The organism is Acidovorax sp. BLS4 (assembly GCF_032929295.1).
In the GTDB taxonomy this organism is placed as follows: Bacteria; Pseudomonadota; Gammaproteobacteria; order Burkholderiales; family Burkholderiaceae_C; genus Paracidovorax.
In genome coordinates, this window is sequence record NZ_CP136797.1 from 1,853,810 (window position 1) to 1,876,837 (window position 23,028).

General features: G+C 61.5%; 22 protein-coding genes and 2 tRNA genes. 18 read left to right on the forward strand and 6 right to left on the reverse strand.

Translation table 11 applies throughout. The annotated features are described in order from the left end of the window. The first annotated feature begins 199 nt into the window (after window positions 1–199). The 14 genes from aceA (at window position 200) to R1Z03_RS08710 (ending at window position 13,423) form a co-directional block, all read left to right on the forward strand. A complete protein-coding gene (gene aceA / locus R1Z03_RS08645) occupies window positions 200–1,519 on the forward strand; it encodes an isocitrate lyase (protein WP_317358733.1) in 1,320 nt (439 codons plus the stop codon). A gap of 268 nt (window positions 1,520–1,787) precedes the next feature. Then, window positions 1,788–3,707 (forward strand): threonine--tRNA ligase, encoded by a 1,920-nt coding sequence (thrS, locus tag R1Z03_RS08650; RefSeq protein ID WP_317358736.1) that lies wholly within the window; start codon window positions 1,788–1,790, stop codon window positions 3,705–3,707. A gap of 80 nt (window positions 3,708–3,787) precedes the next feature. Continuing rightward, window positions 3,788–4,384, forward strand: coding sequence for a translation initiation factor IF-3 (gene infC / locus R1Z03_RS08655; RefSeq protein WP_284430952.1), 597 nt, complete (start codon window positions 3,788–3,790; stop codon window positions 4,382–4,384). Window positions 4,385–4,571: 187 nt separating this feature from the next. Then, on the forward strand, window positions 4,572–4,775 hold the full coding sequence (gene rpmI, locus R1Z03_RS08660; RefSeq protein ID WP_092745026.1) for a 50S ribosomal protein L35: 204 nt from the start codon (window positions 4,572–4,574) through the stop codon (window positions 4,773–4,775). Between the two features lie 24 nt (window positions 4,776–4,799). Continuing rightward, window positions 4,800–5,162: a 50S ribosomal protein L20 gene (gene rplT / locus R1Z03_RS08665; RefSeq protein ID WP_092745027.1), complete on the forward strand. Its 363-nt coding sequence runs from the start codon at window positions 4,800–4,802 to the stop codon at window positions 5,160–5,162. Window positions 5,163–5,273: 111 nt separating this feature from the next. Beyond that, window positions 5,274–6,326 carry a phenylalanine--tRNA ligase subunit alpha gene (pheS, locus tag R1Z03_RS08670; protein WP_272563836.1) on the forward strand — a complete coding sequence of 351 codons (1,053 nt, stop codon included), beginning with the start codon at window positions 5,274–5,276 and terminating at the stop codon, window positions 6,324–6,326. A 74-nt stretch (window positions 6,327–6,400) separates the two neighbouring features. Next, complete coding sequence (pheT, locus tag R1Z03_RS08675) at window positions 6,401–8,842, forward strand: phenylalanine--tRNA ligase subunit beta (protein WP_317358741.1); 2,442 nt, start codon at window positions 6,401–6,403, stop codon at window positions 8,840–8,842. Then, entirely contained in the window at window positions 8,842–9,198 is a 357-nt protein-coding gene (locus tag R1Z03_RS08680; RefSeq protein ID WP_317358743.1) for an integration host factor subunit alpha, read from the forward strand. The genes pheT and R1Z03_RS08680 overlap by 1 nt, the downstream gene beginning before the upstream one ends. A gap of 98 nt (window positions 9,199–9,296) precedes the next feature. Next, the gene (locus R1Z03_RS08685; protein WP_284430816.1) at window positions 9,297–9,716 is read left to right on the forward strand and encodes a MerR family transcriptional regulator; all 420 of its coding nucleotides are present in this window, start codon (window positions 9,297–9,299) and stop codon (window positions 9,714–9,716) included. A 29-nt stretch (window positions 9,717–9,745) separates the two neighbouring features. After that, window positions 9,746–9,822 (forward strand) — tRNA-Pro (locus R1Z03_RS08690). Window positions 9,823–10,168: 346 nt separating this feature from the next. Continuing rightward, window positions 10,169–11,341 (forward strand): sedoheptulose 7-phosphate cyclase, encoded by a 1,173-nt coding sequence (locus R1Z03_RS08695; protein WP_317358746.1) that lies wholly within the window; start codon window positions 10,169–10,171, stop codon window positions 11,339–11,341. After that, on the forward strand, window positions 11,328–11,762 hold the full coding sequence (locus R1Z03_RS08700) for a heme-binding protein (protein WP_284430818.1): 435 nt from the start codon (window positions 11,328–11,330) through the stop codon (window positions 11,760–11,762). The genes R1Z03_RS08695 and R1Z03_RS08700 overlap by 14 nt, the downstream gene beginning before the upstream one ends. Further along, on the forward strand, window positions 11,759–12,514 hold the full coding sequence (locus tag R1Z03_RS08705) for an SDR family NAD(P)-dependent oxidoreductase (protein ID WP_284430819.1): 756 nt from the start codon (window positions 11,759–11,761) through the stop codon (window positions 12,512–12,514). Before R1Z03_RS08700 ends, R1Z03_RS08705 begins: the two co-directional genes overlap by 4 nt. 9 nt (window positions 12,515–12,523) lie before the next feature. Continuing rightward, window positions 12,524–13,423: a DMT family transporter gene (locus R1Z03_RS08710; RefSeq protein WP_284430820.1), complete on the forward strand. Its 900-nt coding sequence runs from the start codon at window positions 12,524–12,526 to the stop codon at window positions 13,421–13,423. Here the strand turns inward: R1Z03_RS08710 and R1Z03_RS08715 are convergent. Next, entirely contained in the window at window positions 13,420–14,241 is an 822-nt protein-coding gene (locus R1Z03_RS08715) for a LysR substrate-binding domain-containing protein (RefSeq protein ID WP_317358751.1), read from the reverse strand. The two genes, R1Z03_RS08710 and R1Z03_RS08715, sit on opposite strands and share 4 nt — an antisense overlap. On the opposite strand from R1Z03_RS08715, the gene R1Z03_RS08720 reads away from it, so the two are divergent. Further along, window positions 14,240–15,208: an ROK family protein gene (locus R1Z03_RS08720; protein WP_317358753.1), complete on the forward strand. Its 969-nt coding sequence runs from the start codon at window positions 14,240–14,242 to the stop codon at window positions 15,206–15,208. The two genes, R1Z03_RS08715 and R1Z03_RS08720, sit on opposite strands and share 2 nt — an antisense overlap. Before the next feature lies 1 nt (window position 15,209). Then, the gene (locus tag R1Z03_RS08725) at window positions 15,210–16,127 is read left to right on the forward strand and encodes a carbohydrate kinase family protein (protein ID WP_317358756.1); all 918 of its coding nucleotides are present in this window, start codon (window positions 15,210–15,212) and stop codon (window positions 16,125–16,127) included. Between the two features lie 95 nt (window positions 16,128–16,222). Here the strand turns inward: R1Z03_RS08725 and R1Z03_RS08730 are convergent. From R1Z03_RS08730 to R1Z03_RS08740, 3 genes are all read right to left on the reverse strand, one after another. Next, window positions 16,223–16,312 (reverse strand) — tRNA-Ser (locus R1Z03_RS08730). Between the two features lie 60 nt (window positions 16,313–16,372). Next, a complete protein-coding gene (locus R1Z03_RS08735; RefSeq protein ID WP_272563823.1) occupies window positions 16,373–17,293 on the reverse strand; it encodes an SPFH domain-containing protein in 921 nt (306 codons plus the stop codon). A gap of 74 nt (window positions 17,294–17,367) precedes the next feature. Next, on the reverse strand, window positions 17,368–17,793 hold the full coding sequence (locus R1Z03_RS08740) for an NfeD family protein (RefSeq protein ID WP_284430953.1): 426 nt from the start codon (window positions 17,791–17,793) through the stop codon (window positions 17,368–17,370). Between the two features lie 134 nt (window positions 17,794–17,927). On the opposite strand from R1Z03_RS08740, the gene R1Z03_RS08745 reads away from it, so the two are divergent. Both R1Z03_RS08745 and R1Z03_RS08750 read left to right on the forward strand, forming a co-directional pair. Further along, window positions 17,928–20,309: an arginine/lysine/ornithine decarboxylase gene (locus R1Z03_RS08745; RefSeq protein ID WP_317358758.1), complete on the forward strand. Its 2,382-nt coding sequence runs from the start codon at window positions 17,928–17,930 to the stop codon at window positions 20,307–20,309. Between the two features lie 175 nt (window positions 20,310–20,484). Further along, entirely contained in the window at window positions 20,485–21,045 is a 561-nt protein-coding gene (locus R1Z03_RS08750) for a fasciclin domain-containing protein (protein WP_284406391.1), read from the forward strand. Between the two features lie 138 nt (window positions 21,046–21,183). Here the strand turns inward: R1Z03_RS08750 and R1Z03_RS08755 are convergent, their stop codons facing one another. Then, a complete protein-coding gene (locus tag R1Z03_RS08755) occupies window positions 21,184–22,059 on the reverse strand; it encodes a DNA ligase (RefSeq protein ID WP_317358761.1) in 876 nt (291 codons plus the stop codon). Between the two features lie 75 nt (window positions 22,060–22,134). Beyond that, window positions 22,135–22,932 carry an enoyl-ACP reductase FabI gene (gene fabI / locus R1Z03_RS08760; RefSeq protein ID WP_317358764.1) on the reverse strand — a complete coding sequence of 266 codons (798 nt, stop codon included), beginning with the start codon at window positions 22,930–22,932 and terminating at the stop codon, window positions 22,135–22,137. Window positions 22,933–23,028: the final 96 nt, after the last annotated feature.

Below are 23,028 nucleotides of genomic sequence, written 5' to 3' on the forward strand. Positions count from 1 at the left end.
GCGCTGCGGAAAAATTTCTTGATATGAGAAATTAAATTTCGCAATAAGAGATGGTGTGAATAAGTTGTTGATTTAAAACAATAAATTTTATCTCTTATATAAGACATAAGAGCTTGATCAAGTCTTGTACAAGACTTAAAGTGATCTCCAAGGGCGGCCTCTTGCAGCCCGGCTCATCAACCAACCCACGGAGTGACTTATGCCGCAATCCTTCAATGAACAGCTCAGCCGCGAACAGCAAATTGCCGCCCTCGAAAAAGACTGGGCACAGAACCCGCGTTGGAAGGGCATCAAGCGCGGTTACAGCGCTGCGGATGTCGTACGTCTTCGGGGCTCCTTCCAGGTGGAATACACGCTGGCACGGCGTGGCGCCGAAAAACTGTGGGGTTTGGTCAACAACGAGCCTTATGTGAACTGCCTGGGCGCGCTCACGGGGGGCCAGGCCATGCAGCAAGTCAAGGCCGGCATCAAGGCGATCTACCTGTCGGGCTGGCAGGTCGCGGCAGACAACAATGAATACGCGGCGATGTATCCCGACCAGTCGCTGTATCCCGTCGATTCGGTGCCGAAGGTGGTGGAGCGCATCAACAACGCTTTCACCCGCGCCGATGAAATTCAGTGGTCCAAAGGGGCCAATCCTGGCGACGCAGGCTTTGTCGACTACTACGCGCCCATCGTGGCCGACGCGGAGGCAGGCTTCGGCGGCGTGTTGAACGCTTACGAGTTGATGAAGGCCATGATCCGCGCGGGGGCCGGCGGTGTGCATTTCGAAGATCAGTTGGCGTCTGTGAAGAAGTGTGGCCACATGGGCGGCAAGGTGCTGGTTCCCACCCAGGAGGCAGTGCAGAAGTTGATTGCTGCACGCATGGCTGCAGACGTCTACGGCGTGCCGACCCTGGTGATCGCGCGGACCGATGCGGAGGCCGCCGACCTGATCACCAGCGATTACGACGCCAATGACAAGCCGTTCCTGACGGGTGAGCGCACGGCCGAAGGTTTCTACAAGACCAAGAAGGGCTTGGATCAGGCCATCAGCCGCGCCGTTGCGTATGCGGATTACGCGGATCTGGTGTGGTGCGAGACGGGCACGCCGGACTTGGAGTTCGCGAAGAAGTTTGCGGATGCCGTGCATGCCAAGCATCCCGGCAAACTGTTGGCGTACAACTGTTCGCCATCATTCAACTGGAAGAAGAACCTCGACGATGCCACCATCGCCAAGTTCCAGCGCGAATTGGGTGCCATGGGCTACAAGTACCAGTTCATCACGCTGGCCGGCATCCACAGCATGTGGTTCAACATGTTCGATCTGGCGCAGGATTATGTGAAGCGCGGCATGTCGGCCTATGTCGAGAAGGTGCAGGAGCCTGAATTCGCGGCACGCGAGCGTGGCTACACCTTCGTGTCGCACCAGCAAGAAGTGGGCACCGGTTACTTCGACGACGTGACCACGGTGATCCAGGGTGGCAAATCCAGCGTGACGGCACTCACGGGTTCGACCGAAGAAGAGCAGTTCCACTGACCTGGCGCTGTCGATGGGTCTGGGGCGTCAAGGCCCCAGGCTTTTTCCATTGGGGGCAGGTTAGAATTCCGCGACCACCCATCAGCACAAGAGCGAGAAAGGCACATCTGGTTATGACACCGCGAACTACAACGGAGATGTTGACCGGCCTTTAAGGCTGCCTGTTCGCGCCTGCACAGATTTGCACTCTTCTTCCAAAAGCGCGGACTTCGTTCCGCGCTTTTTGCTTTGTGGCACCGCGCGCCACCCCCTCGACAAGGATTCTTCAATGATTCAGATCACGCTCCCCGACAATTCTCAACGCGAATATCCTGGCCCGGTGACGGTGGCAGAGGTGGCCCAGTCCATCGGTCCAGGACTGGCCAAGATGACGGTGGCAGGCAAAGTGGATGGGCGCCTGGTGGATGCCAGCGATGTGATCGACCACGATGCCCGCCTGCAAATCATCACGCCGCGCGATGAGGAAGGCGTGGAGATCATCCGCCACTCCTGCGCTCACTTGGTCGGCCACGCCGTGAAGCAACTCTATCCGACGGCCCGGATGGTCATTGGCCCCGTCATCGACGAAGGCTTTTACTACGACATCGCCTATGAGCGCCCCTTCACGCCCGACGACATCGCTGCCATCGAGCAGCGCATGAAGGAGCTGATTGCGCAGGACTACGACGTGATCAAGAAGATGACCCCGCGGGACGAGGTGATCGAGGTGTTCAAGGCGCGTGGGGAAGACTACAAGCTGCGCCTTGTGGAGGACATGCCCGAAGAGAAGGCCATGGGTCTGTACTACCACCAGGAGTACGTGGACATGTGCCGTGGCCCCCACGTACCCAACACGCGATTCCTGAAGGTCTTCAAGCTGACCCGGGTGTCCGGTGCGTACTGGCGTGGCGATGCCAAGAACGAGCAATTGCAACGCGTCTACGGTACCGCGTGGGCCGACAAGAAAGACTTGGATGCATATGTCAAACGCATCGAGGAGGCCGAGAAGCGCGATCACCGTCGCCTCGGCAGAGAGCTGGACCTGTTCCACATCGACGAGCACTCGCCCGGTACCGTTTTCTGGCACCCCAAAGGTTGGACGATCTGGCAGGGCGTCGAACAGTACATGCGTCAGGTGTATCGCGACAACGGCTATCAGGAGGTGAAAGGCCCGCAAATCCTGGACAAGCACCTGTGGGAAAAAACGGGGCACTGGGACAAGTACCGCGAGAACATGTTCACGACGGAGAGCGAAAAGCACGACTACGCGCTCAAACCGATGAACTGCCCTGGGCACATCCTGATCTTCAACCAAGGCGTGAAGAGCTATCGCGATCTGCCTTTGCGCTTCGGCGAGTTCGGTCAGTGCCATCGCAATGAGCCGACGGGCGGCCTGCATGGAATCATGCGGGTGCGTGCGTTCACCCAGGATGATGGACACATCTTCTGCACCGAAGAACAGATCCAGCAGGAGTGCATCAACTTCACGACGCTGCTGCAAAAGGTCTATAAAGACTTCGGCTTCACCGACATCATCTACAAAGTCGCCACGCGTCCCGAAAAGCGCATCGGCTCCGAAGAAAGCTGGGACAAGGCAGAGAGTGCACTGATTGAAAGCCTGAAAGCCTCTGGTTGCGACTATCAAATCGCCGTTGGTGACGGCGCTTTCTACGGCCCCAAGCTGGAGTACACCTTGCGCGATGCTATTGGCCGTCACTGGCAATGCGGCACCATTCAGGTCGATCCTTCCATGCCTGAGCGGCTGGGTGCCGAATACGTGGGAGAAGATGGTGCCCGGCATCGCCCCATCGTTTTGCACCGTGCCATCGTTGGCAGCCTGGAACGCTTCATCGGAATTCTGATCGAACAGCACGCAGGCGCGTTGCCAGTCTGGTTGGCTCCAGTGCAGGTGGCCGTGCTGAACATCACGGGTGCACAGGACGATTACTGTCGTGAAATCGCCGCAAAGCTTCAAAAAGCACTGCCGAATCAAGACCTTAGGGTGGCGCTTGACCTGCGTAACGAAAAGATTACGTATAAAATACGAGAGCATTCGTTGCAAAAGCTGCCTTACATCATCGTCGCCGGTGAGAAAGAAAAGGCAGCAGGAGCTGTCGCAGTGCGCGCCCGGGGCAATCGAGACCTCGGTGTGATGTCCCTCGAAGCGTTCGTAGCGCTCATCGCCCAGGACATCGCTTCTAAAGCTTGATTTGGTGTCAAACTTGGCTTTAGCCCGCGTGAGCTGTGCGGTACTCGCTACGTTATCCGTAGCATTTTGATTGAAGGAAAATAGCCATCGCTACTGAATTTCGTGATCGTCGCCAGCGCGAAGAGCGCAAGCACCGCCTGAACCGTGAAATCATGGCCCCTGAGGTTCGCCTCTCTGGCCCTGAGAACGAGCCGCTCGGGGTCGTGAGCCTCATGGAAGCCCTCCGCATGGCGGGCGAGCTGGATGTGGACTTGGTGGAGATTGCCGCCACGGCCAACCCTCCCGTGTGTCGCCTGATGGACTATGGCAAGTTCAAGTATCAGGAGCAAAAACGCGCGGCAGAGGCCAAGGCCAAGCAGACGGTCATCGAGATCAAGGAAATCAAATTCCGTCCCGGTACGGATGATGGTGACTACAACATCAAAATGCGCAACATTCGCCGCTTCCTGGCGGAGGGTGACAAATGCAAGATCACCTTGCGCTTTCGCGGCCGGGAGATCACCCATCAGGAATTGGGCTTGGCCTTGCTCAATCGCATTCGCGATGATTTGGGTGACACCATCCTGATCGAGCAGTTTCCCAAGCTCGAAGGCCGGCAAATGATCATGATGATCGCGCCGGGCAAGAAAAAGCCCGCTGGCAAACCTGCAGCGGAAGGCGCTACCACCACTGCTTGAGGTGGCTGGTGGGCCAAGTGGTTAAGTGAATTGACCGGGCCAGCCTCAAGGCTGGCTCGGGCATAGGGGCCGCGCAAGCGGCACCGAACGGCAGGCCAAGGCTTGCCGTCAAAAAGTGACTCGGGGCCAACAAGGTTGCGGATCGGTTCGCAAACGCCTCGCGAGCACAAACAAAAGGAGCATTCACATGCCCAAAATGAAGACCAAGAGCAGCGCGAAAAAACGTTTCCGCGTTCGTCCCGGTGGCACCGTCAAGCGCGGTCAAGCCTTCAAGCGTCACATCTTGACGAAGAAGACCACCAAGAATAAGCGCCATCTGCGTGGTGCAGTTTCTGTGCATGAGACCAATATGGGCTCCATTGCACAAATGCTGCCTGGTGCTGGCCTTTAACAACGACGAACAAGGAGTACTCACATGCCTCGCGTCAAACGTGGTGTAACGGCCCGTGCCCGTCACAAGAAAGTTCTGGCCCTTGCAAAGGGTTTCCGTGGTCGCCGCGGTAATGTTTTCCGTATCGCCAAACAGGCGGTAATGAAGGCTGGGCAGTATGCCTACCGTGACCGCCGCACCAAGAAGCGCGTGTTCCGCCAACTGTGGATCGCCCGTATCAACGCCGCTTCGCGCGAATTGGGTCTGACCTACAGCCAATTCACGAACGGCCTGAAGAAGGCTGCCATTGAGATCGACCGCAAGATGCTGGCCGACCTCGCGGTGCACGACAAGGCTGCCTTCGGCAGCATCGTGGAGCAAGTCAAGGCCAAGCTGGCTGCTGCTTGAGTTCACGACTGGTAGCTATCTTATTGATAGCTGCTTGCGCAATAAACGCAAGGGCTAGGGCTTGAAAAGGCACTAGCCCTTGTTCATTTCCAAGAGACGATGAGAGCTGGTATGAACGAGTTGGACTCCCTGGTCGAAAGCGCGCGGAACCTGTTCGCGCAAGCCGTCACCCCTGCCGATCTGGAAAATGCCAAGGCGCAGTTTCTGGGCAAGTCGGGGCGAGTGACCGAGCTCATGAAAGGCATGGCCCAGCTGTCTGTTGAGGAAAAGAAATCTCGCGGTGCCGCCATCAATGTTGCCAAGCAGGCCATTGAAGCGTCCCTGAACGCAAGCCGAAAAGCGTTGGCAGATGCCGAGCTGGAAGCACAATTGCAGGCGGAATCGTTGGATGTCACCTTGCCCGGTCGTCAACGGGGGCAAGGTGGGTTGCATCCCGTGTCCTTGACCCTGGAGCGCATCGAGGGCATTTTCGGCTCGATGGGTTTTGACGTGGCCGAGGGGCCCGAGATTGAGTCCGACTGGTTCAATTTCACGGCGTTGAATACGCCTGAAGACCATCCGGCGCGCTCCATGCACGACACGTTCTATGTCGAGGGCGGCACAGCCACCGCTCCGAACTTGTTGCGCACCCATACCAGCCCCATGCAGATCCGCCATGCCGTTCAGCATGTCAAAAAACATCGCGCCTTGATCGACTCGGGCCAGGCCATGCCGGAGATCCGCGTCATTGCCCCGGGCCGTACATACCGGGTGGACAGCGATGCCACGCACTCACCCATGTTCCACCAATGCGAAGGCCTGTGGATCGGCGAGAACGTGAGCTTCAAGGATCTGAAGGTCGTCTTCACCGACTTCTGCCGTACTTTCTTTGAAAGCGATGATTTGGTCTTGCGCTTTCGGCCCAGCTTTTTCCCTTTCACCGAGCCCAGTGCCGAAATAGACATCCAGTTCCAGACGGGCCCTTTGGCCGGGCGTTGGCTTGAAGTGGCGGGCTCCGGACAGGTGCATCCGAACGTGGTCCGGAACATGGGCCTCGATCCAGAAAAATACATCGGCTTTGCGTTCGGCATGGGGCCTGACCGGCTGACGATGCTGCGCTATGGGGTCAATGATTTGCGCCTCTTCTTTGATGGCGACATTCGTTTTCTTTCGCAGTTCCAGTAAACCGCACGCCGCGTTCCACACAGGCGGCCCACCTAACGAGGGCTGCTGCGCTCAAGAATCACCGAAGACTGAATATGCAATTTCCAGAATCCTGGCTGCGCGAGTTCTGCAATCCTCCACTTTCGACCAAAGAATTGGCCGAGACACTGACCATGGCAGGGCTCGAAGTGGAAGAGCTGCAGCCTGTGGCGCCTCCTTTCACGAAGATCGTGGTGGGAGAAATCAAGGAGGCGGTGCAGCATCCAAATGCTGATCGCCTGCGCGTTTGCCAGGTCGATACGGGGCAGGGTGCTTTGCTCAACATCGTGTGTGGTGCGCCCAATGCACGCGTCGGTATCAAAGTGCCTTGCGCGCTTGTCGGTGCGGAGTTGCCTCCCGGGGAGGATGGCAAACCGTTCTTGATCAAGGTGGGCAAGCTTCGCGGTGTGGAAAGCCAGGGCATGCTGTGCTCCGCCAGGGAGTTGAAGCTCTCGGAAGACCATGGAGGCCTTTTGGAATTGGCGGCCGATGCTCCGCTCGGGCAGGACATTCGGACTCATCTGAACCTGGACGACACCCTGTTCACCCTCAAGCTCACGCCCAATCTGGCACATGCCTTGAGCGTTTACGGCATCGCGCGTGAAGTCTCTGCCCTGACTGGAGCGCCGCTGAAGCCGCTGCAGTTTCCGGCGGTACCGGTGGGTCATGGCGACGTTTTGCCAGTCAAGATCAGCGCCTCGGATCTGTGTGGGCGATTCTCGGGACGTATCGTTCGCAACATCAACACGCAGGCTGCGACTCCGCAGTGGATGCTGGACCGGCTTGCACGTTGCGGGCAGCGAAGCGTCTCCCCGTTGGTCGATATTTCCAACTATGTGATGTTCGAGCTGGGCCGCCCCTCTCACATTTTCGATCTGGACAAAATTCACGGCCCCCTGGATGTGCGTTGGGCGCGTGCGGGCGAAGAACTCAAATTGCTGAATGGCAACACCGTCGCCCTCGATGAAAAGGTGGGCGTCATTGCGGATGCAAGCCAGGTCGAATCGTTGGCGGGCATCATGGGGGGAGATGCGACGGCCGTGTCGAACGACACCCGCCATATCTACATCGAAGCGGCTTTCTGGTGGCCCAAGGCCGTGGCTGGCCGCTCGCGCCGCTATAACTTCTCAACCGATGCCGGACATCGTTTCGAACGTGGAGTGGATCCGAGCCAGACCGTGGAACACATTGAGCGCATCACCCAGTTGGTGATTGACATCTGCGGCACGCCTGAGACCGTTTGCGGGCCGATGGACGACCAGCGTCCGAACGTGCCTGAAGCCAAGCCCGTCACGCTCCGCGTTGCCAGGGCCGTCAAGGTGATCGGCATGCCATTGACGCAAGAGCAGTGTGCCGATGCGCTGAAGCGCCTGGGACTGCCGGTGATTTCCGGCGAGGGCACATTGACGGTGCTGCCGCCGCCCTATCGATTCGATCTCGCGATCGAGGAAGATATCATCGAGGAAGTGGCTCGCATGGTGGGCTACCAGCAATTGCCTACCACGCCGCCGCTGGCGCCCATCACGCCCAAGCTGCGTGCCGAAGAGCGTCGGGGGCCTTTTGCCGTGCGTCGTGCATTGGCGGGGCTTGGATACCAGGAAACCATCAATTTCAGCTTTGTGGAAGAGCATTGGGAGCACGAACTGGCGGGCAATCCACAGCCCATCCGGTTGTTGAATCCCATTGCCAGTCAGATGAGCGTGATGCGCTCTTCGCTATTGGGCTCCTTGCTGCAGGTCTTGAAGTTCAACCTGGATCGCAAGGCGTCGCGCGTGCGGGTTTTCGAGTTGGGCCGGGTCTTTCTGCGCGATGCGTCCGTTGCGGAGTCTGATACCACGGTAGAAGGTTTTCATCAGCCCATGCGCGTGGCTGGACTTGCATATGGCGCATCCGACGTCCTCCAATGGGGACGCAAAGAGCAAGGGGTGGATTTCTTCGATGCCAAAGGCGATGTCGAGGCGCTGCTTGCTCCCCTGAAGCCCGTTTTTGAGCCTGCAACGCACCCTGCCATGCACCCTGGCCGTTGTGCCCGCGTGCTGCTGAATGGCCAAGCCATTGGGTTCATTGGAGAGCTGCATCCTCGGTGGCGCCAGTCCTGGGAGCTTCCCCAGGCCCCAGTCATGTTTGAGCTGGAACTCGATGCGGTCATGCAGCGGCAGGTCCCTCATTTTCATGCAGTGGCCAAGCATCAAGCGGTAGAGCGGGATCTGGCCGTAGTGGTTGCCGAGCGGATCACGCACGCCGATGTGATGGCAGCCATTCAGGCTGCCGTGCCTCCCACACGGCTTCGCGCGGCGGTGCTGTTTGATGTGTTCCGGCCCAAGCCTTTGCGTGATGGCGAAGCCTCTGTTGGTGGTCTCGCCAGCGGTGAAAAGAGCTTGGCCGTGCGCCTGACGCTGGGGGCTGATGGCGCCACGCTGACGGATGCTGAAATCGAAGCGACGATTCAGTCGGTGGTCGAACAACTGTCGAGCCGTACCGGTGCGAGGTTGCGGTGATGCCGATGCTGAACGGGAGCGCTGACGTGATGGAATTTGCGGTAGAAAGCCTGGAAACCCCTGCGTTGACGAAGGCGCAGCTGGCGGACCTTCTGTTCGACCACATTGGTCTGAATAAACGCGAATCGAAAGACATGATCGATGCTTTTTTCGATCTGATTGCGCAGCGCCTGGTGGACGGTCAAGACGTGAAGCTGTCGGGCTTCGGTAACTTTCAGATCCGTACCAAAGCCCCGAGGCCGGGGCGAAATCCCCGCACGGGCGAGGCGATTCCGATTCAGGCCCGCCGTGTCGTGACTTTCCATGCCAGCAGCAAGCTCAAGGAGCAGATCCAGAACGCGGGCGCTGCTGGCTGAAGCGCTGTCTCTTTCCCGCCTGCCACTGAACGGAAGTGGCTGGCGCCTTTGTTCCGGCTGCAGTACGCTGCTTGTTTATTCGCTAGAAACCGCGTCCCATGGGCACACCGCTTCCTCCCATCCCGGCCAAACGGTATTTCACCATTGGAGAGGTGGCCGCGCTCTGTGGCGTCAAACCGCACGTACTGCGCTATTGGGAGCAGGAGTTCACGCAGCTTCGGCCCATGAAGCGCAGGGGAAATCGCCGCTACTACCAGCACCACGAGGTGCTCATGATCCGTCGTATCCGGGACCTTCTGTACGAGCAAGGCTTCACGATCAGCGGAGCGCGCAATCGCCTGCAAGAGGGCGATTCGTTGTCGCCGGAGTTGGATGGCAGCTCCTCTTTTGCTCTGCAAGCGTCACATGGGGCCGACTTGTCGAGCCCATCGGCGACTTTGTCCTCGATTGCGCTTTTGGATACACAGATCCTGCGGCGGGAATTATTTGAAATTCGTGCGCTGCTTTCCTTGAACTGAGTTTTTTGTGCATATAATCTAAGTCTTGTCGGCGTGTAGCGCAGCCTGGTAGCGCACTTGCATGGGGTGCAAGGGGTCGCGAGTTCGAATCCCGCCACGCCGACCATTTATAAAAAAATCAACGGGCTATCGCCAAAAGCGGTAGCCCGTTTTTTCTTTGTCTTGCAGCATGCACTGGCTGCATGGGCTTTGCGGGATCTCACAGCCCCAAAGCCCACCTCTCCATTTTTCCTTTGCACCTGCGTTCACCGTTTCTGATTCAGTAGCCGCTGGAGCGCTCTATGGCCTCATGCGGGCAAAGGGCACGCCAGGAAGCCTGCCTGGGCTTTGAGCCGCTCCCATACCTTTGCGAAGGATTCATCAACCAAGCCGTAGAAAGCTCGCGAAACGTTCAGCAATGCCGGCGTCGCTTCGCAATACGCTTGGCCCCCTACAAAAAAGGGAGGGCATGGATGAACGATCGGGTGATATGGCCGGCGAGCATGGGCGCGCTGAACCGTTTCGAGGCGCATGGCTGGAGGGTGCACGCGACACAGGAGGTTTCATACGAAGTGCGACAGATCGATGGCATCTTCAGGCTCGATGCCCTCGAATTGATCACCTGCGGCAGGGCACAGCCTGGTTTGCGCCAAGCCCTCGTGATCGATGCGCACGTGGACCAACTTTATGGCGAAGAGATGCGCGCCTACTATGCTCACCATGGAGTAGACGTTTCCATCCTGAGCCTTTCCGTTTCGGAAGAAACGAAAGACCTGGATATGGCCATGACAATCGCTCGCCACCTCGAATCGGCAGGGGTGCTGCGCCGTTCTGAGCCCGTGGTTGCCATTGGCGGTGGTGTGTTGCTGGACCTCGTCGGTTTCGCGGCGGGGCTGTATCGGCGAGGAATTCCCTACGTCAAGGTTCCTACCAACGCGATGGCGCTGTGGGATGCCGCGGTCGGTATCAAGACCGCCGTGAATGCAATGGATCGTCGCAACCGCCTGGGTTCATACCATGCGCCTACCGTTGCCTTGCTGGATCGCAGCTTTTTGTCGACGGTGGAGTCCCGCGAGCTCTCCAATGGGATGGGAGAGTTGCTCAAGCTCGCGGTGATCAAGAGCCCTCGGTTGTTCGACCTGCTGGAGCGGCACTCCGAGATGCTGCTGCTGACCCGCTTTCAGGATGCGATCGTCGCTCCAGAGGTCATCGGTCTGGCGGTGGAGGGCATGCTGGAAGAGTTGGCTCCCAACCTGTGGGAGCTCACGCTGGACCGATGCGTCGATTTCGGACACTCGTTTGCTCCGCTGATCGAGATGAAAGCGCTGCCAGAATTGCTGCATGGCGAGGCTGTCGCTTTGGATGTGCTGTTTTCTTGCCGCCTGGCACGGGCGAGAGGGCTCCTTGCAGACCAGGATGTACGTCGGGTCGTGCGTGTCATGAAGTCCATGCAATTGCCTTTGCGGCATCGCTTTTTCGAGCAGCCCGGCCTGCTGCAGGAGGCGCTGGCCGACACGATGCGTCATCGCGATGGCCGGCAGCGACTGCCACTGCCCGACGGGATCGGCGCATGCCGCTTTGTAAATGATGTGGACGCCGATGCCATCCGCATTGCTGCCGAGGAGATGGCGCATGCAGATGCCTGAAACCGGTCTTTCGCGGCTGAGCGCCAGTCAGGCGCAGCAATTGGTGCAGAGCGCGCTGATCACAGGCCTGGACGAAGGCCTGGCCGTTTCGGCGGCGGCAGTGGACAGCTCGGGACACCTTCTGGCGTTTGCCCGTGCGGACGATGCCTTTCTGGGATCGATCGACGCGTCGATTGCGAAGGCGCGGACAGCGGTTTATTTCCGCAGGGACACCGCCGCGATGCAGCAGGCGCTGGAACAGGGCAAGACGGCCTATCTCGCCCTGGCCGACGTCCTGCCCCTGGAAGGCGGTGTTCCGCTGCTGGTGGGAGGAACCTTGGTGGGCGGACTCGGAATCAGCGGTGCCGCGTCTGCCCAGGATGGCGTGCTGGCCCGGGCCATCGCATCGTTGCTGAACTCGTTGTCAGGTTGGACCCCATGAACGCTTTCAAGGACAGGGTGGTGCTGGTGACAGGCGGAGGCACGGGCATCGGGAGGGCGACGGCGCTTGCTTTCGCCAAGCAGGGCGCCCAGGTGGCCATCGCGGGCCGCACGGTGTCTTCTTGCGCTGAGACCGCCAAGATGATTCTGGACGCCGGCGGCATCGGCTTCGCGGTGGCCTGCGATGTCGGCAGCGAGAACGACGTGATGAACCTGATGGACGAAGTCGAGCGCCGTCTTGGCGTGGTGGATATCGCCTTCCTCAATGCGGGCGTTGGAACGGCATCGGCCATCGTGGACCAAGACATCGATGCGTTTGAAGCAGTGATGCGCACCAATTGCACCGGGCTCATGCTGTGCATGAAGCATTTGCTCAGACCGATGTACGAGCGGCGCTCGGGCTGCATCGTCAACAACCTTTCCGTGCATGCCCATCGCACGATTCTGGAAGGCACGGGCGCGTACACCGCTTCCAAACATGCAGCGCTTGCGCTGACGAAGGCGGCCGCAGTCGAGGCGGCGCCTTATGGCGTGCGCGTGAATGCCGTGTCCCCCGGGCCGATCTCCACGGAGATGCTGGCCCGCTCCAGTGCTGTCTCCGGCGGGCTGGAGGGATGGGCCGAGCGCCTGCCCATGAAGCGCGTCGGCGAGTCGCATGAGGTCGCACAAGCCGTGCTTTGGCTCAGCAGTCCCCAGGCATCATTTTTGACGGGCGCAGTGGTTCCCGTGGACGGCGGCTTTCTCGCACTTTGATGCCCGAACATGACATGGATTGCCTTGGGCCTGCTGGCCGGGTTGGTGCTGGGAACCTACGACTTTTTGACCAAACTCGCCCTCAGGGAAAAAACGGTCCTGGAGGTGGTGCTGTGGTCGTCCGTTCTCGGGGCGCTGATCTGGGCCCCTTTCTTTTTCCTTCCGGCTGCCTGGGCCGACACACTGCAGCCCCTGGGCTTGCACCCTGCAGCGTTGACCCGGGCCGAGCAGCTGGCGTTGCTGCCCAAATCGGCAATGATGGTGGTCACGTGGATTCTTTCGTATTACTCGGTCAAATCCTTGCCGTTATCGATCTCCGCGGGCGTGCGCGCTTCCGGGCCGCTTTGGACGGCGGTAGGCGCCATCGTTTTCCTGTCCGAGCAACTCAACTGGTGGCAATGGATGGGGCTCGCTGTCTCCATGGGTTCCTACTATCTGTTCTCCCTGATCGGGCAAAAAGAGGGCATCCGGTTTCAGCGCAACGGGTGGGTGTTTTGCATGCTCGCGGCCACGTTGCTGTCTTCGGCCAACGCCCTTTACGACAAGCACATTCTGGCAACCCTGCATTTGGATCTGGCCGCCGTCCAGGCGTACTCGGCCATTCAGCGTGGCGGCATGGCGCTGCTTTTATTGCCTTGGGTTTTTGGGGCCATGGAATGCCGAAGCCTGCTGTCCCGAAATTGGGCGGTCCCTGCGATTGCTGCCGCATACGTATTGGCCGAGTTCATTTATCTCACGGCCGTGCAGGCCGAGGGTGCGCTGATCTCGGTGATATCGGTGCTTCGGCGCACCAATCTCATCATGGTGTTCGCCTTGAGCGCGCTGTTCTTTGCAGAGCGATTCATCCGCCAAAAAATGCTGGCGATTTCAGGTGTGTTGATCGGCATCGTGCTCACCATCGTTCATTAGCCGTCTTGCACCAAGGCACGGATCCAATGGATCACCGTGCTGCCGTGGCGAGAGATCAGGGCCCGCTCCGATGCGAGCAGGAAATAAGCTTGCTCCGACGGAATGGCGATGTCGGAGATCCGCACCAAACTGCCGTTTTGCAGAAGGCCTTTCACCAGAGAACGCCGACCCAGTGCGATCCCTTGCAGATTGAGGGCTGCATCCAGCATGAAGCCTGTGTCGGAATAGGTCAGCGTGCGCTGCGCCGGCGAAATCTGTATGCCGGCCTTCTTCAGCCAGGGTTCCCAGGGCTGCCTGCTATGGGACAGGAACACCGCGCGTTTGAACAGAGCCTCGATGCCGGGTGCATCGCACCGTTTCAGATAGGCGGGAGCTGCCACTGGAAACCACTCGTCCTCCAGCAGCGGTTCGCAATGGTGGGCCTGGGGGCGGGCTTTGGCGAACCGGATGGCAATGTCTGCCTCTCCCTGATCGACGTCCACCTTGCATGTCGTTGGCGACACCTCGATGGAGACGGCCGGGTGCAGGCGCTGGAATTCGGTGAGGGCTGGAACCAGCCGAAAGCGCGCAAAAGAAGGCAACACGCTGATCCGGATCACGCTTCGCTCCTGTGTGAAGCCGGAGAAGGCCTCCTCAAGCGTCTCCAATGCGTCTTTCATCTGCTGGTGCAAATACTCGCCTTCAGGGGTCATTGCGACCGAGCGGGTCGTTCGTGTGAACAGGCTATTGCCCAGCAATCGCTCCAGTTCACGAATCCGATGGCTGACGGAACTGTGGGAAATATTCAGCTCGTCTGCCGCTTTGTTGAAGCTGCGCATGCGTGCCACAGCGTCGAACGCAAGAATCAAATGGATGGGGGGTATCTTTCGCATGGACGCGGATAAGGAAAATTCGAAGGAAAGATTCCATATCGGGATCGATCTGGGCGGGACGAAAATCGAAGGCATCGTACTCGACCATCAATATCGAGAATGTCGGCGAATCCGAATGGAGACCCGGGCCAGCGATGGCTATCTTCAGGTGCTGCAGCGCATTATTGAAATGCACTGCCAATTGGCCACTGTGGTTTTGGGGGCAGAAACGACATTGGGAATCTGCACCCCTGGGTCCATTTCGAAAACCACCGGTTTGCTGAAAAATTGCAATGCAACCGAGCTGAACGGCCATCCTCTGCACGCGGATCTGCGCCAGCGGCTGGGCCGCCCCTTCAACATGGAAAACGATGCCAACTGCTTCGCGATGGCCGAAGCCCGTCATGGCGCAGGCAGCGGGCACGGTTGCGTGCTCGGGCTGGTGCTCGGCACGGGGGTGGGTGCAGGCATCGTGGTGAATGATCGTTTGTGGGGCGGGCGCCATGGCATCGCCGGTGAATGGGGCCATATGTCCATTGATCCGGACGGGCCTGCCTGCTACTGCGGCCGCCAGGGATGTGTCGAGCGCTACCTGAGCGGAACCGCGCTGGAGGCCCGCTACCAGCAGTCCACCGGGAAGTCTGCCGATGCGGCCCGCATCGTTGAAATGGCGCGCCATGGCGATGGCGCGGCCGTCGAATTGCTGGACCGATTTCTCAGCCAATTTGCCGGCGCGGTCGCCAATGTGGTCGCCGTGCTGGACCCGGATGTGATCGTCATCGGCGGGGGGCTTGCCAGCATGGATGAACTGTATGAGGAGGGCGCTCTTCGGCTGCAGCGCATGGTCTTCAACGATGAGTTCCACACCCCCGTGCTGCGCAACAGGCTGGGCAATTCGGCGGGTGTGATCGGCGCTGCCATGGTCGGGGTCTGACGTGCGTGTCCTGACGATTGGCGGTGCCACGCTCGACATCGTGGTTGCAGGGGTGGACGTGGTGCGAGGCCCCGGAGCCAAACACGACGTGGCCAGCGTGCGATGGTCCAGCGGGGGCGGTGCCGTGAACGCGGCGCTCGGATTTGCGGCCTTTCACGCACAGGTCACTGCCTGCTGCGCTGTCGGCGCGGATGTGGAAGGGCGATGGCTGCGCGACACGTTGGACCGGCAAGGCATCACGGTGGAACGTGTGCAGACCATCCCCGGATGCCCCACGGGAAAGGCCGTGATCCACCTGGACCCGCAGGGCGATGCCACCGTGTTCGCGCAGCGCGGTGCCAGTACCCGACTGTCGTTGGCGGATGCCTCTGCAATGCTCATGCAAGCCGAGCTTGTCTATGTGTCCGCGTTGTCCGATGCCGCCACCGACGAGTTGAACCACGCGTTGGCGGGCCTGCCGTCCCGGCCTTTCCAACTGGTGGTCAATCCGGGCGCACGTTCACTGCGCCAATCGCCCGACTCCTTGGAACGGTTGCTAAACGCGGCAGACCTGGTCTGCCTGAACGCGATCGAAGCGCAGTGGCTGGCCGCCCACCGAGGACTGGCCTGCACCCCGGAGCTGGGTGCCGACGAGGCTGTGGCGCTTGCCACGGCCCTGGCACGCCCACAGGGACAGGGGGTGCTGGTCACCCTCGGCGCTGGCGGTGCGGCGTTCTTCGATGGGCTGCACGGCCACCACCACCCTGCAGCGCGCACCACCGTCGTGTCCACACTGGGTGCAGGAGATGCCTATGCGTCGGCGTTCGCCTTTCACTGGTTTTCGGGGAATGGGGCCCGCGCCTCGCTGGAGGCGGCCAATCGCCGTGCGGTGGAGGTGCTTGGCGTCGCGGCTGCGAATCTCGCCATCTTGGTCATGTAGGGGCCAACGGGGTGTCAGCACTTCGGTGCCGCATGCAATAAAAAAGCCACCCGAGGGTGGCTTTTTTATTCCTGACTGGGAATCAGGACTGTCTTTGGCGGAGAGGGCGGGATTCGAACCCGCGGTGGGGATTAGCCCACACACGCTTTCCAGGCGTGCGACTTAAACCACTCATCCACCTCTCCGAAGCCCGCGATTGTAGCAGTGGTTTTGGCTCGTTTTTGGAAAAACCGTTGAAGCGCCGTTCAAGGCGCGCGTTGGGTCGTTTGAACCATCTTCATGGCGGAGCCGATCAGGGCGGACACTTCGCTCATGTTGCTGGGCACGATCAGCGTGGTGGTCGCATCGGCGGCCACCTTGCCGTACGCGTCCACGGCGCGCTCGGCCACCTTCAGCTGCACGGCCTGTTCGCCGCCCGGCTGGCGGATGGCCGCGGCGACTCGTTCGATGGCCTGGGCGGTGGCTTCGGCCACGGCTGTGATGGAGGCGGCCTCGCCCTGGGCGTTGTTGATCTGCGCCTGCTTTTCGCCCTCCGACCGTGCGATGAACGCTTCGCGCTCGCCGGTGGCGATGTTGATCTGCTCCTGGCGGCGGCCTTCCGAAGCGGCGATCAGGGCGCGCTTTTCGCGCTCGGCCGTGATCTGCGCCTGCATGGAGCGCAGGATTTCGGCCGGCGGCGTGAGATCCTTGATTTCGTAGCGCAGCACCTTCACGCCCCAATTCAACGCGGCCTCGTCGATCGCCTGGACCACCTGGGCGTTGATGATGTCGCGCTCTTCGAAGGTCTTGTCGAGTTCGAGCTTGCCGATCACGCTGCGCAGCGACGTTTGGGCCAGTTGGGTGACGGCCATGATGTAGTTGCTGGAGCCGTAGCTGGCGCGCATGGGGTCGGTCACCTGGAAGTAGAGGATGCCGTCCACCTGCAGCTGGGTGTTGTCGCGCGTGATGCAGACCTGGCTGGGCACGTCGAGCGGAATTTCCTTGAGGCTGTGCTTGTAGGCCACGCGGTCGACGAATGGCACGAGGAAGTTCAGCCCCGGCGTGAGGGTGCCGGCATATTTGCCCAGCCGCTCCTTGACCCAGGCGTTCTGTTGGGGAACCACCTTCACCGAGCGAGCGATGAAGATGCCGGCGATGACGACGATGACGAGGGCAATGATTTCCATGGGGTCCTTTGCGATGGTGAAGATTGGGGTGGGTGCTTGGCGTTGCGTTGTGGCGGTGCGTGAGGGGTCCGGCCTCAGAGCTTGTCGACCAGCAGCCGGTTGCCGATGACTTCCGCCACGCGGTGCATGCCGGAGGAGGGGGCATTGCCGGGGCGCAGGACCACCGTCCATTGGGCGCCTCGGTAGCGCACCTGCGCGGTGCCGTCGGCGTTCCAGATCTCCACGTTCACGGACTCGCCCACATCCATGTTCACGTCGCGGTTGCTCGATGCGGGCTGGGCGCCCGGGTTCTTTTTACGGAACACATAGCAGCCCACCACGCCCGCGGACCCGACCGCGGCCGCGGCCAGCAGCTGCGCCGCGACCGAGCCGCCCGCGTGGGCCGCAAGGGCGCCGGCGGCCAGGCCGATGGCCAGCATGAGCAGGTAGAACGTGCCCGTGAACAGCTCCACGGCGACGGCCCCTCCCGCCATCAGCCACCAGAGGGTGGATTGCTCTATCACTGCGCGCTCCTCGTTGTGTTTAGTGCACCACATTCTGGGTCAAAAGACCGGACCGTCAAAGGCGTGACAACGTTATTCCTTACACTTCGCGCCTGTTTCGTTTTTTGGGCCCGCTCGCTCGGAGGCTGCGCATGAAATTCCGCTTTCCCATCGTCATCATCGACGAGGACTATCGTTCCGAGAACACGTCGGGCCTGGGCATCCGCGCGCTGGCGCAGGCCATCGAGTCGGAGGGCTTCGAGGTGCTGGGTGTCACGAGCTACGGCGACCTGTCGCAGTTCGCGCAGCAGCAAAGCCGCGCGAGCGCGTTCATCCTGTCGATCGACGACGAGGAGTTCACCCTCGGCTCGGGCCTGGACCCCATCGTGCTGAGCCTGCGCACCTTCATCGCCGAGGTGCGCCGCAAGAACTCCGACGTGCCGATCTACGTGCACGGCGAGACCAAGACCAGCCGCCACCTGCCCAACGACATCCTGCGGGAACTGCACGGCTTCATCCACATGTTCGAGGACACGCCGGAGTTCGTGGCCCGCCACATCATCCGCGAAGCCAAGAGCTACCTGGAGAGCGTGCAGCCGCCGTTCTTCAAGGCGCTGCTGGACTATGCCGAAGACGGCTCGTACAGCTGGCACTGCCCCGGCCACTCCGGCGGCGTGGCGTTCCTCAAGAGCCCCGTGGGACAGATGTTCCACCAGTTCTTCGGCGAGAACATGCTGCGCGCCGACGTGTGCAATGCGGTCGAGGAACTGGGCCAGCTGCTGGACCACAACGGCGCCATCGGCGAGAGCGAGCGCAATGCCGCGCGCATCTTCAATGCGGACCACTGCTTCTTCGTGACCAATGGCACCAGCACGTCCAACAAGATGGTGTGGCACCACACGGTGGCGCCCGGCGATGTGGTGGTGGTGGACCGCAACTGCCACAAGTCCATCCTGCACAGCATCATCATGACGGGCGCCATTCCGGTGTTCATGAAGCCCACGCGCAACCACTTCGGCATCATCGGCCCGATCCCCCAGTCGGAGTTCGAGCCCGAGGCGATCCAGGCCAAGATCCGCGCCAATCCGCTGCTCAAGGGTGTGGATGCCAAGGCCGTCAAGCCGCGCGTTCTCACGCTCACGCAGTCCACCTACGACGGCGTGCTCTACAACACCGAAACCATCAAGGGCATGCTCGACGGCTACGTGGACAACCTGCATTTCGACGAGGCCTGGTTGCCGCACGCGGCTTTCCATCCGTTCTACGGCAGCTACCACGCGATGGGCAAGAAGCGCGCGCGGCCCAAGCACTCGGTGGTGTATGCCACGCAGTCCATCCACAAGCTGCTGGCCGGCATCAGCCAGGCCAGCCATGTGCTGGTGCAGGACTCGCAGACGGTCAAGCTCGACCGGCCGCTGTTCAACGAGGCGTACCTGATGCACACCTCGACCTCGCCGCAGTACAGCATCATCGCCAGCTGCGACGTGGCCGCCGCGATGATGGAGCCGCCCGGCGGCACGGCGCTGGTGGAGGAAAGCCTGCTTGAAGCCCTGGACTTCCGCCGCGCGATGCGCAAGGTGGAAGAGGAGTTCGGCAAGGACGACTGGTGGTTCAAGGTGTGGGGCCCGGACAAGCTCGTGGACGAGGGCCTGGGCCGCGCCGAGGACTGGGTCATCCGCAGCGACGGCAAGGGCAAGAAGAACCACGCCAGCAAGTGGCACGGCTTCGGCCAGCTGGCCGACGGCTTCAACATGCTGGACCCGATCAAGTCCACCATCGTCACGCCCGGCCTGAACCTGGACGGCAAGTTCGACGAGAACGGCATTCCCGCCTCCATCGTGACCAAGTACCTGGCCGAGCACGGCGTGGTGGTGGAGAAGACGGGGCTCTACAGCTTCTTCATCATGTTCACCATCGGCATCACCAAGGGCCGCTGGAACACGCTGCTGACGGCGCTGCAGCAGTTCAAGGACGACTACGAGAAGAACCAGCCGATGTGGCGCATCCTTCCGGAGTTCTGCCAGCAGCACAAGCGCTACGAGCGCATGGGCCTGCGGGACCTGTGCCAGCACGTGCACCAGCTCTATGCCAAGTACGACATCGCGCGCCTGACCACCGAGATGTACCTGTCGGACCTGACGCCGTCGATGAAGCCCAGCGACGCCTATGCGCACATCGCGCACCGCAAGACCGAGCGCGTGGAGATCGATGCGCTGGAAGGCCGCATCACGACCAGCCTGATCACGCCGTACCCACCCGGCATTCCGCTGCTCATTCCGGGCGAGGTCTTCAACAAGAAGATCGTGGACTACCTCAAGTTCTCGCGCGAATTCTCCAAGCTGTGCCCGGGCTTCGAGACCGACATCCACGGCCTGGTGGAGATCGAGGACGACAACGGCAACGTGCGCTACTACGCCGACTGCGTAGCCGCCGCACCGCAGCCGACGTCCGCTCGCAAGAGCCGCAAGAACGCGCCTGCCGCCGAAGACATCGTGCAGGTGGGCAGCGACGGACCGTTCGGCCGCAAGGTCTGATCGCCGCGCAAGGCCGTGGGCCTTGACTCCGAAAGCCCGGCTGCGCGACAGCGCCTCCGGGCTTTTTGTATGGGAATGTCACGGGATTGAATCCAGGCGGCTTCCTGCACCGTATCAGTGTTCAGCCGCGCGAATTTTCGGGCGGCATCCACCCACTGACACAACGGAGATTTCCATGACCTTTCGCATGAATGCCCGCCTGGCCGCCGCCAGCCTCACGCTCGCCCTGTCTGCCGCTGCGATGCCCGCTTTCGCGCAGGTGACCGTCGGTGGCGCGCCGATGTACCCGACCAAGGACATCATCGACAACGCGGTGAACTCCAAGGACCACACCACGCTGGTCGCCGCCGTGAAGGCCGCCGGCCTGGTGGACACGCTGAAGGGCCCCGGTCCGTTCACGGTGTTCGCGCCCACCAACGCCGCCTTCGCCGCACTGCCTGCCGGCACGGTGGACACGCTGTTGAAACCCGAGAACAAGGCCACGCTGACCAAGGTGCTGACTTACCACGTGGTGGCGGGCAAGGTCGATGCGGCGGCGCTGTCCAAGATGATTGCCGACGGCAAGGGCTCGGCCAGCCTGAAGACCGTCGCCGGTGGCACGCTGACGGCCAAGGCCAGCGGCTCCTCGATTGCGCTGACGGATGAAAAGGGCGGCATGTCCAACGTGACCATCGCCGATGTGTACCAGTCCAACGGCGTGATCCACGTCGTGGACAAGGTGCTGCTGCCCAAGTAAGCCGCGCCGGGCGGTCCGCATCGCTGGCACCCGATGGCGCCAGCCGATGCGGGCCTTGCCCCAAGGCATCCAGGAAAGCCGCAAGGGCACCCCGGAGGGGCCTTGCGGCTTTTCCGTGGGAGCCCGGCGCCAGGCCTGCTAGGGTGCGGCGGCGTGCATGTCCTCGCGCACGCGCAGGAAGCTGGCGAAGCGCGGCAGGCCGCCCTCGTGCGTGCCGCGAAAGCGGTAGGTCACCCAACTGCCCAGGGGCGGTGGATGCGCCCGGTCCGCATCGGTGAAGCCGGCGCCGAGCCGAAAGCGCTGGCCGCCGTGCATCTCCACCAGCAAGGCGCCCATGCGGCCCCGGTGCCGGCCTTTGCCGGGCACGTAGCCCACGACCCGCGCCTCGGTGTCTTCATGGGTCTTGAGTTTGATGAGATCGTCGCTGCGGCCGGCCTGGTAGAGCGACGCCCCACGGTGCAGCATCAGCCCTTCGCCCCCGTCGCGCACCGTGCGGTGCAGCAGGGCCTGCAACCGGGCGTCGGTGGCGATGCGCTGCTGGGGAACGGCCTGCACCCAGGGCTGGCCGATGCCGGCCACGGCGGCCTGCAATGCCGGCAGGCGCTCGTCGAACGGGCCGCCCTGCGCGGGCAGGTCGAACACCATGAACTGCAGGTGGCGCCAGGCCGCATCGTCAGGCCGCTGCTGCCGCACGGTGGACTGTGCCTGGGCGAAGCGGCCCCGGCCGGCCCACAACTCGCCATCCATCGGCATCGCGGGCCAGCCCTGGGTGAACCAGGCGGGCGCATTCACCCGCTCGCCACCGCGCGTGCGCAACTGGTGGCCGTCCCAGTAGCCGCGCACCCCGTCGTACTTTTCGCTCACCCAGTAGTCCGCCAGCGGCAGTCCGGTGCGGTAGACGTTGGCCAGCAGCAGGGGCGGCGGCGAGGCGGTCGATACCGTTGCTGGGGGTTGCGCCCAGGCCGGCAGCGCGCCGCAGACCAGCAGGACGGTGATGGCGATGCGGCGAAGCATGGGATTATCTTGCTATTGATTTAATAGCGTGATGCCCTAGAGAAATATGCGCTGGCGGCCGATTCGGCTTGAATCTCAGGACAGCTCGGCGCTTTCCCGGCTGATGCCGCCCGTCTGGCTGAAGCCGCCGTCCACGTACATGATCTCGGCCGTCACGCCGCTGGCCAGGTCCGACAGCAGGAAGGCGGCGGCATTGCCCACGTCTTCGATGGTCACGTTGCGGCGCAGGGGCGAGGCGCCGGCGACCACGCCCAGCAGCTTGCCGAAGTCCTTGATGCCGCTGGCCGCCAGGGTCTTGATGGGACCGGCGCTGATGCCGTTGGCGCGCATGCCGCGCGGGCCCAGCGATTCGGCCAGGTAGCGCACACTGGCCTCCAGACTGGCCTTGGCCAGGCCCATGGTGTTGTAGTTGGGCACCGTGCGCAACGCGCCCAGGTAGCTCAGGGTGACCACGGACGATTTTTCGTTGAGGTAGGGCAGGGCGGCCTTGGCCATGGCGGGAAAGCTGTAGGCGCTGATGTCGTGCGCGATGCGGAATGATTCGCGCGACAGCCCTTCGAGGAAGTCGCCGGCGATCGCCTCGCGCGGGGCGAAGCCGATGCTGTGCACGAAGCCGTCGAACTTCGGCCAGGTCTGCGACAGGTCGGCGAACATGCGGTCGATCTGCTCGTCGCTGCCCACGTCGCAATCGAAGATGAGCTTGGAGTCGAACTCGGCGGCGAAGTCGGTGATGCGGTCCTTGAAGCGCTCGCCGACGTAACTGAAGGCAAGTTCTGCGCCTTGCGCGTGGCAGGCGCGGGCGATGCCGTAGGCGATCGAGCGGTTGGACAACACGCCGGTGATAAGCAGCTTCTTGCCGGTCAGAAAACCCATGTTTCTTCTCCTGTGGAATGCGGGGGATTGGGGGCGTGGCGGCGGCGCGTGCGCCGCTGACGGCCCACCGGGGCATGTGACATGCGACCCGTCGGG